Annotated in this window: 15 protein-coding genes; 8 read left to right on the plus strand and 7 right to left on the minus strand. The window is 61.3% G+C overall.

Annotation, left to right across the window (positions count from 1 at the left end; genetic code table 11):
* Complete coding sequence (cyoA, locus tag IE061_RS01895) at nucleotides 1-1,062, minus strand: ubiquinol oxidase subunit II (RefSeq protein WP_039176709.1); 1,062 nt, start codon at nucleotides 1,060-1,062, stop codon at nucleotides 1-3.
* A gap of 266 nt (nucleotides 1,063-1,328) precedes the next feature.
* Entirely contained in the window at nucleotides 1,329-2,096 is a 768-nt protein-coding gene (locus IE061_RS01900) for a DeoR/GlpR family DNA-binding transcription regulator (RefSeq protein ID WP_039176710.1), read from the minus strand.
* Between the two features lie 277 nt (nucleotides 2,097-2,373).
* On the opposite strand from IE061_RS01900, the gene IE061_RS01905 reads away from it, so the two are divergent.
* The 7 genes from IE061_RS01905 (at nucleotide 2,374) to cdd (ending at nucleotide 9,269) form a co-directional block, all read left to right on the plus strand.
* Nucleotides 2,374-3,219: an outer membrane protein OmpK gene (locus IE061_RS01905; protein ID WP_193460814.1), complete on the plus strand. Its 846-nt coding sequence runs from the start codon at nucleotides 2,374-2,376 to the stop codon at nucleotides 3,217-3,219.
* Between the two features lie 34 nt (nucleotides 3,220-3,253).
* Nucleotides 3,254-4,537: a NupC/NupG family nucleoside CNT transporter gene (locus IE061_RS01910; protein WP_039176713.1), complete on the plus strand. Its 1,284-nt coding sequence runs from the start codon at nucleotides 3,254-3,256 to the stop codon at nucleotides 4,535-4,537.
* Between the two features lie 82 nt (nucleotides 4,538-4,619).
* On the plus strand, nucleotides 4,620-5,411 hold the full coding sequence (gene deoC / locus IE061_RS01915; protein ID WP_193460815.1) for a deoxyribose-phosphate aldolase: 792 nt from the start codon (nucleotides 4,620-4,622) through the stop codon (nucleotides 5,409-5,411).
* Nucleotides 5,412-6,764: a thymidine phosphorylase gene (gene deoA, locus IE061_RS01920; RefSeq protein ID WP_193460816.1), complete on the plus strand. Its 1,353-nt coding sequence runs from the start codon at nucleotides 5,412-5,414 to the stop codon at nucleotides 6,762-6,764.
* On the plus strand, nucleotides 6,764-8,008 hold the full coding sequence (locus IE061_RS01925) for a phosphopentomutase (RefSeq protein ID WP_193460817.1): 1,245 nt from the start codon (nucleotides 6,764-6,766) through the stop codon (nucleotides 8,006-8,008). Before deoA ends, IE061_RS01925 begins: the two co-directional genes overlap by 1 nt.
* 90 nt (nucleotides 8,009-8,098) lie before the next feature.
* On the plus strand, nucleotides 8,099-8,824 hold the full coding sequence (deoD, locus tag IE061_RS01930) for a purine-nucleoside phosphorylase (protein WP_193460818.1): 726 nt from the start codon (nucleotides 8,099-8,101) through the stop codon (nucleotides 8,822-8,824).
* 37 nt (nucleotides 8,825-8,861) lie between these two features.
* Complete coding sequence (gene cdd, locus IE061_RS01935) at nucleotides 8,862-9,269, plus strand: cytidine deaminase (RefSeq protein WP_193460819.1); 408 nt, start codon at nucleotides 8,862-8,864, stop codon at nucleotides 9,267-9,269.
* A 139-nt stretch (nucleotides 9,270-9,408) separates the two neighbouring features.
* Here cdd and IE061_RS01940 read toward each other — a convergent pair whose 3' ends face one another.
* From IE061_RS01940 to IE061_RS01960, 5 genes are all read right to left on the minus strand, one after another.
* Complete coding sequence (locus tag IE061_RS01940) at nucleotides 9,409-10,392, minus strand: LacI family DNA-binding transcriptional regulator (RefSeq protein ID WP_193460820.1); 984 nt, start codon at nucleotides 10,390-10,392, stop codon at nucleotides 9,409-9,411.
* Nucleotides 10,393-10,476: 84 nt separating this feature from the next.
* The gene (locus tag IE061_RS01945) at nucleotides 10,477-11,739 is read right to left on the minus strand and encodes an ABC transporter substrate-binding protein (protein WP_193460821.1); all 1,263 of its coding nucleotides are present in this window, start codon (nucleotides 11,737-11,739) and stop codon (nucleotides 10,477-10,479) included.
* A gap of 63 nt (nucleotides 11,740-11,802) precedes the next feature.
* The gene (locus IE061_RS01950) at nucleotides 11,803-12,852 is read right to left on the minus strand and encodes a Gfo/Idh/MocA family protein (RefSeq protein ID WP_193460822.1); all 1,050 of its coding nucleotides are present in this window, start codon (nucleotides 12,850-12,852) and stop codon (nucleotides 11,803-11,805) included.
* A complete protein-coding gene (locus tag IE061_RS01955; RefSeq protein ID WP_193460823.1) occupies nucleotides 12,849-13,628 on the minus strand; it encodes a ThuA domain-containing protein in 780 nt (259 codons plus the stop codon). The genes IE061_RS01950 and IE061_RS01955 overlap by 4 nt, the downstream gene beginning before the upstream one ends.
* Nucleotides 13,629-13,774: 146 nt before the next feature.
* Nucleotides 13,775-15,196: a hypothetical protein gene (locus IE061_RS01960; protein WP_039176754.1), complete on the minus strand. Its 1,422-nt coding sequence runs from the start codon at nucleotides 15,194-15,196 to the stop codon at nucleotides 13,775-13,777.
* Nucleotides 15,197-15,418: 222 nt separating this feature from the next.
* On the opposite strand from IE061_RS01960, the gene IE061_RS01965 reads away from it, so the two are divergent.
* A complete protein-coding gene (locus IE061_RS01965; RefSeq protein WP_144981888.1) occupies nucleotides 15,419-16,435 on the plus strand; it encodes a J domain-containing protein in 1,017 nt (338 codons plus the stop codon).
* Nucleotides 16,436-16,512 lie beyond the last annotated feature (77 nt).

The following is a 16,512-nucleotide window of genomic DNA, read 5'->3' on the forward strand; positions in this document are numbered from 1 at the left end:
TCAACCCCCGGCTTCTACGCTGTCAGGATGGCCGCCCATGGCGTGCTCATCGCTAGCGTGCTGATTGGTAACGTGGCCATAGGCAGCGTGATGGGAGGCCACCTGGGCACTCTCGAGTTCACCGCTTTCGCCATGGCTGTCGTGGGCTTCACCTACGGCGTCGCTATGTGCCGCATGGTCACTGTGGCCACCATGGCCGCCGTGGCCTTCACCACCCCCGTGGAAGCTGGTCAGAATCGTTTCGTACAGGGCGGGTGCCACTGCCGAGTAGTGTTCGACCGGGTGGTATTCACTGGGGGCCGCCAGGGCGTTGTAGCCCTCGGGGTAGGTCAGGGTCTGACCTGCTTCACGCACGTTGGCCACCCAGGCATCGAAGTCGGCTGGCGAGGTCACGTGGGCGTCGAAGGTCATGCCGGAGAAACCGGCTCCGCTGTAATTGGTGGAACGGCCTGGGTAGACGCCCACTTCATCGGCGATCAGGTGCACGTCGTTGTCCATGCCCGCCATGGCGTAAATCTGGCTACCCAGGTGGGGAATGAAGAACGCATTCATCACCGAACCAGAGCTGACCCTGAAGCGCACCGGCGTATCCACCGGGAAAGCCACTTCATTGACACTGGCAATGCCCTGCTCGGGGTAGATGAACAGCCATTTCCAGTCCAGCGCCACCGCCTGTATTTCCATGGGCGCTACGCTGCTTTCGATGGGTTTATGGGGGTCAAGGGAGTGCGAGGTTTTCCAGGTAAGAAAGGCGAGAACGGCGATGATCACGCAAGGCACGCTCCACACCGCTGCCTCGATGGCATTGGAGTGGGCCCAGTCAGGCAGGTACTTGGCAACGCTGTTGCTGCGCCGGTAACGCCAGCCAAACAGCAGCGTCATGACGATCACCGGGATCACCACAATCAGCATCAGCCCAAAGGAGGTCAGAATCAGCGAGCGCTGCTCGACGCCAATCTGCCCCTTTGGGTCCAGCAATGCAGAACTGCAGCCCGCCAACAGCAGGCACAGCACAACGAGCACAAGAATGCCTCGTCTGCGCCAAAGGGTAGGTAATTGCATGGGTGTAGTCTCGTGAGAGAGTGGCTGATACAGCCTGCTGCTGGCTGGCTAACTAGCCAGCTAAGTAGCAAGCTAACTATTACCCCATACATTTCCCAAAACCGTCGAGGGTTGACATGCTCCGGGAAAGGTATGCGCTACCGGGAGGGGTAGGTAGCGAGTCTTAACCACACGTTGCGTGTATAAATTAAGACTAAAGTATTTTCTATTGATCTCCGTCAATCAGAAAGAGGCGCTTTGCCGCACCCCAGGTGCGGCCAAATGTGTTAGGCAACGCTGATGCTGAGGGAGCTGGCGGGATGGTTTTCCAGCAGGCCAGGGGCGCGTTCGTCGTCGGTGATCACCACGTCGAAATCGGCCAGCGAGGCAAAATAGGCGGGCCGCACGATGCCGAACTTGCTGGCATCGACCACCAGCAACCGCTGCATGGCGGTAGCAATCGCCGCTTGCTTCGGGGCTACTTCATGGAAGTGAAAACAGCTCACTCCACGTTCGCAGTCTACCCCTGCCGCTGAAATCAGCGCCTTGTTGATGCCCAGGCGTTCGATGGCGTCCCGCATGCCGTCGCTGCCGAAGGATTGCGACGAGGCGTGAAACAGCCCCCCCAGCAGCACCAGCCGCACGTTGGGCAACGCGGCGACCGTGTTGGCCACGTTCAGCGCGTAGGTCACCACGGTCAGCTCGCGGAAGTGGCTGAGCTGGCTCAGCAGGGGAATCAGCGTGGAGCCACAGTCGATGAACAGCGTGTCGCCTTCGTCGATGAAACTGGCGGCACGCTGGCACAGGCGATGTTTGACATGGTAGTGGCTGGCCTGCTGCTCGGTGAGGTCGTAGACCGGCGTCACGCCGGGGTAGCTGGCCATCACCAGCCGTCCCCCCAGCAGGCTCAAGGGAGATGGCTGCGTGGCGAGGTCTCGGCGAATGGTCATTTCCGACACTCCGCACAGCTCGGCGGCATCGCGCAGGTGCAAGGTTCCCCCGCTTGCCAGGGCTTCTTGCAGCATGGCCAGGCGCTGGGCACTCCGGTCATTCACAGGCATCTCCTTGTGATTCATCTTGTTATCGGGTTTCAGCGCTCAGGTAACGCTTATGCTGAGCCAGCGCCCCGCGAATTTCCACTCCCCCGACACTCTGTGTGCCGCCATGAGGCGCATGAAACACCCTGGCAGCGTTGATGTGACAATACTTGCAAATCAACGTTAAAAAAATAACACTCGATGTTATAATTTTAACATCAACGCCAGCCCGCACGACCCACAACGTCGGTATGCCACCTCTCGTGGCACCGTAATAACCTTTGTTGAGGCTTTCATGACCGCTTTATCCCCCTCTTACGTTTCTTCGCTCGTCACGCTTGGCGCTGGCGTTTTCCTGGCTGGTGCGCTGGCCGCAGCCCCGGCCGTTGCCAATGACGCAGCGAGTGGCCCAATGACCCCGCACTGGTCATTTGCCAACGTTTCCCTGAACTACCTGGACTGGTCCAACGGCACCGAAGCGCGCACGGCTAGCAATGCCGCGAAAAGCGACTTCACGTTTGTTGAAATCGAAGGCGGCGTCGGCTTTAGTTGGGGCGAGTTCTACGGCTTCTTCGATTTCGAGAACCCCACCAACGACCAGTTCGACCAAGCCAGCGGTGGTAAAGACAATTTCCGCACCGCCGGTAAAGTGACGTCGCACATCTACCTGGGCGACAGCCCGCTGTCGATTTACGCCCACCTGTACGATTTCCGCGACTACGGCTTCAATGGCCGCGAGCAGGACCAGATTCTCGGCCTGGGCTACCGCACGACGTTCGCCAACGGCCTGTGGTTCAAGCCCTTCATCGGTGCCGCCAGGGTTCAGAGTGATGGCTACACGGGCATGAACGGCTACATGGCTGGCTGGGTCGCGGGCTATGACTTCACCGCGCTGGACCAGAACTTCAGTGTGACCAACTGGCACGAGCAGACCTTCGGTCGCGACAGCGACTACCTTTCCCAGAACTACGTCAACGGTACCGCAGGGAGCGTGGGGACCAACGGCGCATTGAGCCTTTGGTGGCACCCGTCTGACTTGATCACCACCGGCGTGCAGTATCGCTACTCAGAGAACAAGCTGGGTACACCCGACGCCTATCAGAACGCGATGATTTACTCAGTCAAGCTAAACTTGCTGTAATCGCTCCCACTTCTCACGCTCCGAAGGTACTCCCATGACCCTCATCATGAGCCTGGTTGGCATGGTCACTCTGGTGGCCATTGCGCTTGTTTTCTCCTATGACCGCAAGGCGATTCGGCTGCGTACCGTGCTGGGTGCCTTCGCGATCCAGGCGGGTATCGGTGCGTTCGTGCTCTACGTACCGTTTGGCCAGGCCGTTCTGCAGGCCATTTCGGCAGGCGTCAGCCAGGTGCTGGTCTACGCCAATGACGGTATCGGCTTTTTGTTTGGCGGGCTGGCTGACGTGGACAATGTCGGCTTCGTCTTCGCCATCAAAGTCCTGCCGGTCATCATCTTTTTCTCCTCGCTGATTGCCGTGCTCTACTATGTCGGCATCATGCAGTGGGTCATCCGAATTCTGGGTGGCGCATTGCAGAAAGCACTGGGCACCTCGCGCACCGAGTCGCTTTCGGCCACGGCCAACATCTTCGTGGGCCAGACCGAGGCACCGCTGGTGGTACGTCCGTTCATTGCCCGCATGACCCCTTCGCAGCTATTTGCGGTGATGTGTGGCGGCTTAGCATCGGTAGCCGGTTCCGTTCTGGCGGGCTACGCAGCGCTGGGCATTCCCATGGAGTATCTGGTGGCGGCCTCGTTCATGGCGGCGCCTGGCGGCCTGCTGTTCGCCAAGCTGATCATGCCGGAAACCCAGAACGTGGAAGATAGCGACAGCGTTTCCAAGGTCGATGAAGAGCTGAAAGAGCAGGACGACAAGCCCGCCAACGTGCTGGATGCAGCGGCTTCTGGCGCGACTTCCGGCCTGATGCTGGCAGCCAACGTGGGTGCCATGCTGCTGGCCTTCATCGGCTTGATCGCGCTGGTCAACGGTATTCTGGGCGGCGTGGGCGGCTGGTTCGGTTTCGAGGCATTGAGCCTGGAGCTGATTCTGGGTTGGCTGTTTGCCCCGCTGGCCTTCCTGCTGGGCGTGCCCTGGGAAGAAGCCACCCTGGCGGGCTCGTTCATCGGCCAGAAGCTGGTGGTCAACGAATTCGTGGCCTTTATCAACCTGGCTCCCTACATTGAAGGGGAACAGGTGGTGGCTGCCACGGGTCAATTGATGACGCCTCACACCATGGCCATCCTGTCATTTGCCTTGTGTGGTTTTGCCAACCTGTCGTCGATTGCCATTCTGCTCGGTGGCCTGGGCAGCATTGCCCCGACCCGCCGCAAGGAGATTGCCCGGTTTGGTGTGAAAGCCGTGCTGGCAGGCACGCTCTCCAACCTGATGTCTGCCTCGATTGCCGGTTTCTTCCTGGCGTTGAGCAGCCTCACCGCCTGACGCAGCGAGTACGCGATAACGCAACGGGCGCTGCTTTAGTACGCAGTGCCCGTTTTGTCTTTTACCGATTGATGAGAACTTCATGACTGCCACCGCTCCCCCCCAGCTTATCCAGGCCGCCCGTCACGCCCTGACGTTAATGGACCTCACCAGCCTGAACGACAGCGACACCGACAGCGTGATCGAAGCGCTGTGTCAGCAGGTCAAGACCCCCTACGGCCACCCGGCAGCGGTGTGCGTTTACCCCTCGTTCATCGTCACGGCAGCCCGCGCGCTGGGCGCCCACAAGCTGGATGATCAGGTCAAGATCGCCACGGTCACCAACTTCCCCCATGGAAGCGACGACATCATGGGCGCTGCCCGTGAAACCCGCGAAGCCGTGGCGTCTGGTGCTCACGAAGTCGACGTGGTGTTTCCCTACCGCGCCTTGATGGCAGGCGATGAAGAGACTGGCCGCGAGCTGGTGGAAATGTGCAAGGCCGCCTGTGGTGGCCAGGCATTGCTGAAAGTCATCATCGAATCCGGCGAACTCAAAGAGCCTGCGCTGATTCAACGTGCCAGTGAGCTGGCCATCGAAGGCGGCGCAGATTTCATCAAGACCTCGACCGGAAAAGTGCCGGTCAATGCCACGCTGGAAGCCGCCGAGATCATGCTCAAAGCCATCAAGGCCAGCGGTAAAAATGTCGGTTTTAAAGCCGCTGGAGGCGTTCGCACCGCCGAAGAAGCGGCCCAGTATCTGGCGCTGGCTGCCGACATCATGGGCCCGCAGTGGGTGACGCCCGAGCACTTCCGGTTCGGTGCGTCCAGCCTACTGAAGAACCTACTGAACACGCTCAACGGCAATGCCGATGCCGCGACCAATGGAGGCTACTAAATGTCGTCAAACGCATCTCACCACGCCCTGCTTCCCCAAGAACTGATTCGCTTGAAGCGCGACGGCCAGCCGCTGCCCGCTGAAGAGATCAAGGCGTTCGTGCAAGGCATCGCCGATGACCGCATCAGCGATGCGCAGATCGGCGCCTTCACCATGTCGGTCTTTCTGAATGGCATGAGCCGCGAAGAAGTCGTGGCATTGACCACCGCGACGCGCGATTCTGGCCACGTCATGCAGTGGGATTCCCTCAACCTGCCCGGCCCCATTGTGGACAAGCACTCCACCGGCGGCGTGGGTGACCTGGTATCGCTGGTGCTCGGCCCCTGGGTCGCTGCCTGCGGCGCGTTCGTGCCGATGATTTCTGGCCGTGGCCTGGGCCACACCGGCGGCACGCTGGATAAGCTGGAATCAATCCCCGGCTACGACCCCTACCCCGCGCCCGAGCGCTTCAGCGATGTCGTAAAATCCACCGGTGTGGCGATTATCGGCCAAACCGGCAACCTCGCCCCGGCGGATAAGCGCATCTACGGCGTGCGCGACGTGACCGCCACCGTGGAATCTATTCCGCTGATCACCGCGTCTATTTTGGGCAAGAAGCTGGCCTCTGGCCTGGATGCCCTGGTGATGGACGTCAAAGTCGGCAGCGGCGCGTTTATGCCCACCCCGGAAAAATCCCGCGAGCTGGCGAAAAGTATCGCCAACGTGGCCACCCAGGCAGGCACACCCACCACCGCCCTGCTCACCGATATGAGCCAGCCACTGGCTCCATGTGCCGGTAACGCGGTAGAAATCGTCGAAACCCTGGCGCTGCTGCGCGGCGAGCGCGCCAACAGCCGCGTGATGCAGGTCACCCGCGAACTGGCCGTTGAGATGCTGATGGCGGGCAAACTGGTGGCTAACCGCGAAGAAGCCCTTACCAAGCTGGACAAAGCGCTCACCTCCGGCGCGGCCGCAGAAATCTTCGCCCGCATGGTGTGCGAGCTGGGCGGCCCTGCCGACTTTATGGAGCGCTCGGACAGCTACCTGGCCACCGCCCCGGTGACTCAAGCGGTGTATCCCGAGCAGAGCGGCATCGTCCAGCGCTTCGATACCCGCGCCGTGGGCATGAGCGTGGTGGAACTGGGCGGCGGTCGCCTGCGTAACGACGCCAGCATCGATCACAGCGTCGGCTTTAGCGATATCGTCGAAATCGGCGACCGTGTGGATAGCCAGCGCCCGCTGGCTGTCGTCCACGCCCGCACCGAAGAGGCCGCCGCCCGCGCCGCCGCCCAGCTACGTGCGGCGGTCACCATCGGTGACGCTGAAGCCACCGCCGACACCCTGCTGCAAGAGACCTTCCGAGGAGAAGCCTAATGCGTCGTGCCGTTGTCTTAGTTCTGGACTCTTTTGGAATCGGTAGCGCGCCGGACGCCGCTACCTTTGGCGACCAAGGTGCCGACACCCTGGGCCACATCGCCGCTGCTTGCGCCCGTGGCGAAGCGGATACCGCCGAGCGCTCCGGCCCGTTGAAGCTGCCTAACATGGCCGCGCTCGGCCTGTTCCACGCCCACCGGGATGCCACCGGCAACGTCGCGGAAGGCGTCAGCCTGCCCGAGCAGTTGAACGGCGCTTACGCCCACGCCAAAGAGATCTCCAGCGGGAAAGACACCCCTTCCGGCCACTGGGAAATTGCCGGTGTGCCGGTGCGCTTTGACTGGGGCTACTTTCTCGACAAAACCAACAGTTTCCCCCTGGAGCTGCTGGATGCCATCGTTCAAGAGGCGGATTTAACGGGCGTGATCGGCAACTGCCACGCCTCAGGCACCGAGATTATTGCCCGCCTGGGCGAAGAGCATATCGCCACCGGCAAACCGATTGTGTATACCTCTGCGGACTCCGTGTTCCAGATTGCCGCCCACGAAGAGCACTTTGGCCTAGAGCGTCTCTATGCCCTGTGCGAAACCGTGCGCGAGCTGCTGGAGCCCTACAACATTGGCCGTGTAATCGCCCGCCCGTTTATCGGCGAGGACCGTGAAAGCTTTGCCCGCACCGGCAATCGCCGCGACTACAGCGTTGAGCCGCCCAGCCCCACCGTGCTGCAAAAGCTTGCCGACGCCGGTGGCGAAGTGGTGTCGATTGGCAAGATCGCCGACATCTACGCCCACTGCGGCATTACCCACAAGGTCAAAGCCAGCGGCCACGACGCGCTAATGGAAGCCACCCTGGCCGAAGTAGCACGCACCGCTAAAGAGACCAGCGACCGCCCGACCATGATCATGACCAACTTCGTGGATTTCGATTCGGTCTATGGCCACCGCCGGGATGTGCCGGGCTACGCTGCGGCCCTTGAGCACTTTGACTCCCGCCTGCCGGAGCTGCTCGCCGCCCTCAACGACGACGACCTGCTGCTACTCACCGCCGACCACGGCTGCGACCCCAGCTGGGAAGGCACCGAGCACACCCGCGAATACGTGCCGATCATGGTACGCGGCGCAGGTTTCGCCCCCGGCCCGCTGGGCGAGCGCGGCACCTTCGCCGACATTGGCCAAACCCTTGCGGCGTTCTTCGCCGTAGACGCCATGGCCGATGGCGAGAGCTTTTTACCTGACGCGGCCTAAGCGCCGATAACGCATCACTGGCACGTCAACGTGCACGGCCTGAACCCCGCAGGGCGGGGTTCAGGCTCCCTGTTCAGAGAGGAGAGTTTCATGGCTACCCCGCATATCAACGCCGAAATGGGCGATTTCGCCGATACCGTCCTGATGCCCGGCGACCCGCTGCGCGCCAAGTACATCGCGGATACTTACCTGGAGAACGTGCGCCAGGTGAATGACGTGCGCAATATGTTCGGCTACACCGGCACCTACAAAGGCCGCGAGATTTCCGTCATGGGCCACGGCATGGGTATTCCTTCCGTGTCGATCTATGCCAAAGAGCTGATTACCGATTACGGCGTGAAGTCGATCATCCGCGTGGGCTCCTGCGGCGCGGTACGTGACGATGTCAACGTGCGCGACGTGGTGATCGGGCTGGGTGCCAGCACCGACTCCAAAGTGAACCGCATGCGCTTCAATGACCACGACCTGGCCGCCATTGCCGACTTCGAGCTGGCCAGCCACGCCGTGGCGGCCGCCAAAGCGCAGAACGTCGCCGTGAAAGTCGGCAACATCTTCTCGGCGGACCTGTTCTACAACCCGCAAACCGACATGGCCGAGCTGATGAAGCGCTACGGCATCCTCGGCGTCGAGATGGAAGCCGCAGGCCTGTACGGCGTGGCAGCTGAGTTCGGTGCCCGCGCACTGACCATCTGCACCGTGTCTGACCACATTCTGAAAGGCGACTCGCTCTCCAGCGCCGACCGTCAAACCACCTTCAACGACATGATGGTGATTGCGCTCGACACCGTTTTACGCGACGACGCTGCCAACGCTTAATCGCTTGGAATCAAGCGCCCACTGAGAGGATAACAGCATGAATCGAGCGGATCCGGCCTTGGTCGACACGCTGCTGACCACCCTGGGCAACGCCTACGCGCCCTACTCCAACCACCCGGTTGCGGCGGTGATGGAGTGCCCAGACGGCCAGCAGTTCGCCGGTAGTAACGTGGAAGTGGCCCACTACAAAGGGCTATGCGCCGAAGCCTCGGCCATTTCCGCGATGGTCACCGCTGGTCAGCGCAAGCTAGCCAAGGTATACGTCATGGGCCCCGGCGAGCATCTCTGCACGCCCTGCGGCGACTGCCGCCAGCGCATTCGCGAGTTCGCCACCCCCAGCACGCAGATCATGGTGCTCTCCAAGCAGGGTGAGGTGTTGAAAACCTACACCATGGACAGCCTGCTGCCCGATGCCTTTGGGCCGGAGCAGCTGCCGGGGCGTTAGAAGGCCATGATTTACGTTATGAGCGCAGGCCAGACAAGGCGAAATTAACCGAAAAAGCGGAGTTTACAGATAGTAAATGAGCATTTTGAGGTTAATTTCAACGCAGTATGGACAAGCGTAATAGTAAATCGGGGTCTTCTTAGCTCGTTTCTCGCAGCACCAGCGCCACCGGCAGCGACACGTGCCGGGGCGCTTTTCCCGCCAGTGCTTCGCTCAATAGCTCGACACTCATCGCCGCAATGGCCGCAATATCCTGGCGCACGGTGGTTAAGCCTGTAGCTAAGGTAGGCAGGTCGTCAAAGCCGGTAACGGCCACGTCTTCGGGCACACGAATATCGCGATCTTCCAGCGCGGCGACACAGCCGAGCGCCAGCTCGTCGGTAGCGCAGACCAGCGCATCGAACGATAGTGGGTCGTCATGGTTGAGAATACGGTTAAGGTAGCGGTAGCTAGTGAGCGAGTCGGACGTAAACCGATAGGGCAGGCTGAGTAGCTGCTCGCTAAGCGCTGCTTCTGCCATCGCTTGCTGGTAACCGGAAAGGCGGCTGTGGGGGCGCGGTACGTCCAACTCTCCGCCCACAAAGGCAATCCGCGTTCGCCCTTGTTGAATCAGATGCTGAGTGATCTGGTATAGCCCGGAGACATCGTCCGGAGCCACCGAAAAGCCTTCCCCCGCACGCCCAATGCGTACAAACGGTATGCCCGCCGCGCGCAGTACGCCTGGGCGCTCGTCTTCACCCGTTTCCCCTAGCAAAATCGCCGCGCCCGCCCGTTCTGGCAGCTCATGGGTTTGGTCGTGGTGGAAAAAGATCGGCACCATGCCCTGCTGGTGCAGCGCGACGGTCAGGTGCTGGTAGAGCAGAATATAGTAAGGGCGCAGCTCGATATCTTGCCGCCCAAGGGAGATTCCTACGACGGCGGCTTTGCCGCTGATGAGCTGCCGGGCCGCTGCGCTGGGCTGATAGGCCACTTCGCGGCTGATGGTGAGAATCTTGTCGCGCAGCGCGTCGCTGATCCCCGGCTTGCCGTTCAGCGCCCGGCTTACCGAGGCAATCGAGACCTCGGCACGCCGGGCAATTTCACGAATGGTGGCGGTTTGCGCGCTCGGTTTGTTCTGTTTCATGCCATGCCTCAGCCAGTCGGGCCCTGATTGTACAAAAAGCGGGGCCGAAAAGCGCTGAATACACAGGCTGCCGAGCAATCAGCGCTACCAGCCACGCCGCCCCAGTCGCGCCAGCTCGCTATCCAACTGCTGCACCGCCTGCTCCGGCGTGATACTGCCGGACAGCGCATCGTGCACGCGGTTGAAGATCGCGTTGGAGACCCGCGGATAGGCATCGCCGGTAATGCTGGCCGGGCGCGGCACGCCGTTCATCACCGTCTCATATAGCTCGCCGATAAACGGCTGCGCGGCCAGCACGTCTTCGTCCTCATAGAGCGCTGGGCGCGTGGGGTTACGGCCAAACTCAATGGCGTGGGCTTTTTGCTGGGCTTCGGCGGTGAGATAAGCCACCAGATCAGCGGCCGCCTGCGGCTCATCCGAGTAACGGGACACCGCCCAGTTCCAACCGCCCAGCGTTGCCACCGACTGCCCTTCTGGCCCGCTGGGCAGCGGCGCTACGCTAAACTTGTTCTGGATCGGCGTGCCGTCCGCTTGCCCCAGTGACCACACGTAGGGCCAGTTGCGCATAAACACCGCGTTGCCCGCCTGGAAAACGCCGCGAGCCTGCTCCTCCATGTAGTTACGCACACCTTCTGGACTGATATCCCCCACCCAAGAGGCCGCTAGCGCCAGGGCTTCCACCGCCTGGGGGTTGTTAACCGTCACCTGCCCCTCGGCATCCACGAACGTACCACCGCCGTAGCTGGCCACCCACTCCAGCGCGTTAGTGGTCAGCCCTTCGTAAGCGCGCCCTTGAAAGACGAAACCATGCATGCGCTCGTTGCCCGCTTCCCGTTCGGCGTTTTGAATGCGTCGGGCGGTGTCGGTCAGCGCTTGCCACGTCTGCGGCACCTCTTCACCGTACTGCTCCAGCAGGTCGTGGCGGTAGTAGAGCAGCCCGGCATCGGTAAACCAGGGCAGCGCGACCAGTTTTTCCTGCACGGTGTTGTTCTCCATCAGCGAGGGAATAAATCCTGCTGCTGCGCCTTCCGGCAGGTAATCGTGCAAATCCACCAAGTGCTCTGCCAGCAGGCCCGGCCAGACGATATCCACCATCAGCACGTCGACATCTTGGGATTGGCTGCCCAGCAGCTGTTGATACAGCGAAAGCTTTTCCGTAGGTGAGGCTGGCGTGGTGACGATATTGACCTGATGGCCGTTGGCTTCTGCCCAGCGCTGGGCAAGCGCCGGGCAGAAATCCGCCGCCCCGCCATCGCCACAGGCCACGGTGATCTCGGCGGCCAGAGCAGGCAGTGCCACAGGCAGTAACGTCATCAGCAGCAACGGTGTTTTCAATGTTGAGCGCATCGTGGAATCCTCATCTTGTTATTGGGTGTCTTGCGGTCAGAGATGCTCGATGAAATCTGCTGATCAACTGGCAATTGCCAGGCTGCGGTCCTCCAGGCTGGAAACGAAACAGGCGTCCAGCACGGTTTGAATGGCCGCACCGCGGGCAAAGTCGGGCTGGTCGTTCTCGCCCGTGCGAATGCTCTCGATAAAGCGTTGGTAAATGCTGGGCGTGGGCGGCGCTTTAACGGTGCTCCAGCGGGCAGGATGCACGTCATCGTTCAGGCATACCTGTACGTCGTCTTTAGAGACATCCAGATCCACACGAATCGCACCCTTGTCGCCGTGAACGCTCAGCGTCAGCGAGTTGTGGTGGCCGGTGGCCCAGCGGGTCGCCTGAATCGTTCCCATGGCGCCGTTGGCAAAGCGCACGCGCATCAGCGCCGTGTCGTTGGCATCCAGCACGTAGTCGCCAATGCGGTTGTCCGGGGCTTTGTCGAAGCAGGTGAGTTCGCAGTTGACGCGAGTGATATCGCCCACCGGGAAGCTGGCGAAATCGACGATATGCACGCCCACATCGCCCAGCACGCCTTTGCTGCCGTGGGCTTCAGAGAGCCGCCATAGCCACTGGCTATCCTGGTCCCAGCGGCCCCAGGCGTTGCTAACCAGCCAGCTTTGGCGGTAGCTGGCGTCCACATGGCGCACGGTGCCAATCGCGCCGCCGGTAATCAGCGCGCGGGCGTGCTGAATGGCAGGGGTGTCCCGGTAGCTCAAGTTGACCATGTTGATGACGTTGGCGGCCTGGGCGGCGGCGGCCATCTCATGGGCATCCTCGGCATTGGTGGCCAAGGGCTTTTCACACAGGATGTGTTTACCCGCCGCGATGGCCGCCAGCGACGTGGCCTTGTGCACGCCATCCGGAGTGACATTGCTCACCGCGTGGATATCGTCCCGGGCCAGCATGTCGTCCAGCGACTGGTAGACATCGGCAATGCCATGGCGCTCGGCGAAGGCCTGCGCCTTGGGGTAATCGCGGTCGCATACGGCAACCACTTCGACGCCTTCGAGTCGGCCATAGTGCTTGGCGTGCTCCCCCGCCATGCTGCCCGCGCCAATAATCGCGATACGGATCATTTGAAGCCCTCCTCACCGGGTTTGTGCAGGCTTTCGCCCTTGATCTCGACCGGGTTGGGCGCCTGGTCGGCGGGGACGTTGGGGCAGCTATCGATCCACCGGGAGCCTTCCGGCTGCGCCCAGACCACGGCGTTCTTGAGCACCCGCCTTACCTGCTCGTCGTAGTAGATCGGGTAGGTTTCGTGGCCGGGGCGGAAGTAGAAAATCTTGCCGTTGCCACGCTTGTAGGTCAGGCCGGAGCGGAACACTTCGCCGCCTTCAAAGGCACTGATGAAAATCACTTCGTCCGGGTTGGGTACCGCAAAGGGTTCGCCGTACATTTCGGTATGGGGCAGTTCGATGTAATCGCCGAGCCCTTGCACGATGGGGTGGCCAGGATTCACTACCCAGAGCCGCTCACGCTCACCGGCTTCCCGCCATTTCAGTGAGCAGGTAGTGCCCATCAAGCGTTTGAAGATTTTCGAGTAGTGGCCGGAGTGCAGCACGATCAAGCCCATTCCCTGCAGCACGCGCTTTTGCACGCGGTCGACGGTCTCTTCCAGCACGTCGCCGTGGGCGGCGTGGCTCCACCACAGCAGCACGTCGGTATTCTCCAGCGTCTCTTCGTCAAGCCCCTGCGCCGGGTCTTGCAGCGTGACCGCCGTGGCCGTTAGCGCTTCCGCTTCATTCAACCCATCGGCGATGCACTGGTGCATGCCGGTAGGGTAAATACGCGCTACTACGTCGTTGGTTTGTTCGTGGACGTTTTCGCCCCACACGGTGACTCGGAGTGTCATGTGGTTCTCCTCAGCGTTGAGAGGTACTTGCTCACGGGTGTGAGCGCTGAGGAAAAAAGTAAACGTTTACTTAAAAAGAGTAAACGTTTACTTATTGGATTTTAGTCGAACACCACCTACGCGCTGGCGTCAGGTTCTATTGCTGTTCAGACCGGGGCTTCGTCGGGGCGATTCTCGGCGACGCGCTCGACATCCACGATGCCCGAGCGGCTGACCACGACTTTCCAGCGCGCCAGGTAAGGGGCATCTTCGCTGCCCGTTTCGCGCACCACCAGGTTGAACAGGTGGCGGCGCTCGACGCTTTCCCGCACCGCCTGCCCCTCTTTCAGGCGATAGATATGGTGCTTATCCTTGCTCATCAGGCGGGTCAGCATGGAGAGGTCAATGCTCAGGGTTTCGCGGGTATGCTCATAACCACTCAAGAAGCGTGTGGGGGACATGCGCGAGCTGGAGCGATAGTGCATGACCACCTCTTCACGCTGGGCCACCGTGCGCCGTCGCATCTGCTGTATGTCCTGGTCGAGGGCGGTATAGCGCTTGTAGTCGAACCATTCGAGCTGCCGTCCGACCAGCGCATTGCGGGTAGGGTCGATGTATTGTCGCCGCCACTTGGGCCGGCCTCTTCTCAGCCATCGCCATAGGGTATTGCGCAGGTCGTCCTTGAACACTTCGCGCATGGCGTAGAGCAGCGCCATGGCCAGCACGAACAGTGCGGTGATGTCGCCAATCACGTCGCGCAGGTGCAGTACCCCCAGCGACACGAAGGCCATGACCACCGCGGTGGCCAGGGCCTTGACGGCTTTCTGTTCGCCGCTACCCAGCTCCAGCGCACGCTGCTTCAGCGTGATCGGGTACTCGATCAGCCGACGCAGCAGGCGCATCTTGTTGGACATGCGGGTGGGGTCATCGCGTACGCGCTCGGCGTTGTACTCCTGCTGCTCACGGTACTCGCCTTCGCGGTGGCAGATGGTCACCAGGCGTCGTTTGACCTCGCTGAACTCCCCACCCTTGGGCATGTGGGCCACCAGCGCCAACAGCTGCTGCTCGGTGAACCAGGAAAGATAGTTGTCGATGTTGGCAAAGTATTTATAGAGCCGTTCATCGGTGGGCGGGTTACGCCGCAAGCGCTTGAGAATGCCGTCACTCAGGTCGCTCATCTCGACCAGCTGATCGTAAAGCTCGCTCGCCTTGTCGTGGGTGCTGCTCTTCTCCTCACCCTGCAGGCGACGCAGTTTACGGGCCGTGGAGAGCATGCCCTGGGTGGTTCGCTCCAGGGCCACTACGTACTGGTAGGCGTAGAGACTGAGGCTCAAGCGGTAGGAGTCGCTGCCCAGCTGGTTACGGCTGGCCAGGCGGCTATGCACCAGCGGCAGATGGTACTCGTCGCTGTAGTAAGTGCGCGAGACGTTGATGGCAGCGTGATAAAATGCTTCTTCGGAGATGATGTGCGTACTCAGCCCCAGCTCCTGAGGCACGAACAAGTACACATCCAGCGTATGTGAGGTCTCTTCCTTCAGCCGTCGAGACAGGCGCAGTTGGAAGCTATTTTTACGTTCAACGTTGATCACCCTCACTTATCTCCTGCTTTCATGCCAGACTCGATGATATACCATGGTGAGCTCGCGAGTACGGCTGGCAGAGCGTCGTCTGCCAGCGCACCTTGATACCACAGAGCCATACCATCAAGACTGCGCCATGAGGACTGTACCATGAGGACTGTGCCGTGAAGACCGCGCCATGAAGCGCATGGCATGGATCAGCGCTTTACTTCTTCGCCTTGGAGCCCAGGGATGCCCATCGCCCGTTTTTCACCCTTTGAGCTGCTGCTGCTAAAAAGCCGTAGCCAAGTGGATACGGCCACGCTATTGCTGCTTGGCTGGGTGCTCGTGCATCGCCAGCACGTTTCCGAGGGGCAACGCCGACGCCGGCTGGCCCAGGTCAGCGCGCAGTTTCGCCATGGGCACGAGCTGGGCCCGGTCATGAGCATTGCCCATAGCCAGGACCTTCACGCCATTCAACTGGCCGCCGAAGTCGTGCGCAAGGAGTGCTCCAGGGAGCGCAGCCTCAGCGTGATGCATCAAGCCATCACGGTGGCCACCGACGATGGCGAGCTGTCGCTGGCCAATCACTATATCCTGCGCTTTCTGGCCGACCTGCTGAACGTGGTGCCCGCCACCTTGAACACCCTGTTTCAGGAACTGACCGGCAAGCCGCTGCGAGCCCCGGAAGACCCCAGCCGCGATGCCTACTGGCAGGTGCACGACCCGGCGTATTACACCCACAAGGCCGAGCAGGAGGCCCAAGCCGCCGAGCGAGAACAGGCCGCCCAGGCGCAGGCAGAACAGCAGCAGCGTGCCAAGGCCGACAAGCAGCACGCGCGCGCCCAGCGCCAACAGCAAAAACAGCAGCGCAAGGAGGAGGCGCGTCAGGCCAAGCAGCGTGCCGAGCAAGCCCAGGAGCACGCACGTGCAGAGCAGCAGCGCCAGGAGCAGGCTCGCGCCGAACAGGCGCGTCGTGAGCACGCCCGCCGACAGCAGGAGCAGGCCCGGGCAGAACAGGCACGCCGCGAGCGTTACCAGCGCGCGACCAATCCTCCGCCACCGCCCGACCGCACCACCCGAGCGCTGGCCGTGCTGGGGCTGATGCCAGGCGCCAGCAAGACAGAAGTGCGCAAGGCCTACCGGCGCATGGCGCAACTGCATCACCCCGACCGGTTCTATTCGGAAAGCGAACATCAGGTGGCGCTGGCCTCGGCACGTTTTCAGCGCATCAAAAACGCGTATGATTATCTGATGCAAACTTACTAAGCGTCACGGGGCAGCGACGTATGCTGCCCGCCATGCTGAAACCACGACCTTCCACTGTGTCCATTGTGACGAGACCG

This window comes from Vreelandella hamiltonii (genome assembly GCF_014651795.1).
Lineage (GTDB): Bacteria > Pseudomonadota > Gammaproteobacteria > Pseudomonadales > Halomonadaceae > Vreelandella > Vreelandella hamiltonii.

Excerpts from the sequence above, each read along its gene's own strand:
- IE061_RS01925 (WP_193460817.1), top strand. The coding sequence starts at position 6,764 with ATGCGTCGTGCCGTTGTCTTAGTTCTGGACTCTTTTGGAATCGGTAGC.
- cyoA (WP_039176709.1), bottom strand. The coding sequence starts at position 1,062 with ATGCAATTACCTACCCTTTGGCGCAGACGAGGCATTCTTGTGCTCGTT.
- IE061_RS01955 (WP_193460823.1), bottom strand. The coding sequence starts at position 13,628 with ATGACACTCCGAGTCACCGTGTGGGGCGAAAACGTCCACGAACAAACC.
- deoD (WP_193460818.1), top strand. The coding sequence starts at position 8,099 with ATGGCTACCCCGCATATCAACGCCGAAATGGGCGATTTCGCCGATACC.
- IE061_RS01965 (WP_144981888.1), top strand. The coding sequence starts at position 15,419 with ATGCCCATCGCCCGTTTTTCACCCTTTGAGCTGCTGCTGCTAAAAAGC.
- IE061_RS01950 (WP_193460822.1), bottom strand. The coding sequence starts at position 12,852 with ATGATCCGTATCGCGATTATTGGCGCGGGCAGCATGGCGGGGGAGCAC.
- IE061_RS01905 (WP_193460814.1), top strand. The coding sequence starts at position 2,374 with ATGACCGCTTTATCCCCCTCTTACGTTTCTTCGCTCGTCACGCTTGGC.
- deoA (WP_193460816.1), top strand. The coding sequence starts at position 5,412 with ATGTCGTCAAACGCATCTCACCACGCCCTGCTTCCCCAAGAACTGATT.
- IE061_RS01910 (WP_039176713.1), top strand. The coding sequence starts at position 3,254 with ATGACCCTCATCATGAGCCTGGTTGGCATGGTCACTCTGGTGGCCATT.
- IE061_RS01940 (WP_193460820.1), bottom strand. The coding sequence starts at position 10,392 with ATGAAACAGAACAAACCGAGCGCGCAAACCGCCACCATTCGTGAAATT.
- cdd (WP_193460819.1), top strand. The coding sequence starts at position 8,862 with ATGAATCGAGCGGATCCGGCCTTGGTCGACACGCTGCTGACCACCCTG.
- deoC (WP_193460815.1), top strand. The coding sequence starts at position 4,620 with ATGACTGCCACCGCTCCCCCCCAGCTTATCCAGGCCGCCCGTCACGCC.
- IE061_RS01945 (WP_193460821.1), bottom strand. The coding sequence starts at position 11,739 with ATGCGCTCAACATTGAAAACACCGTTGCTGCTGATGACGTTACTGCCT.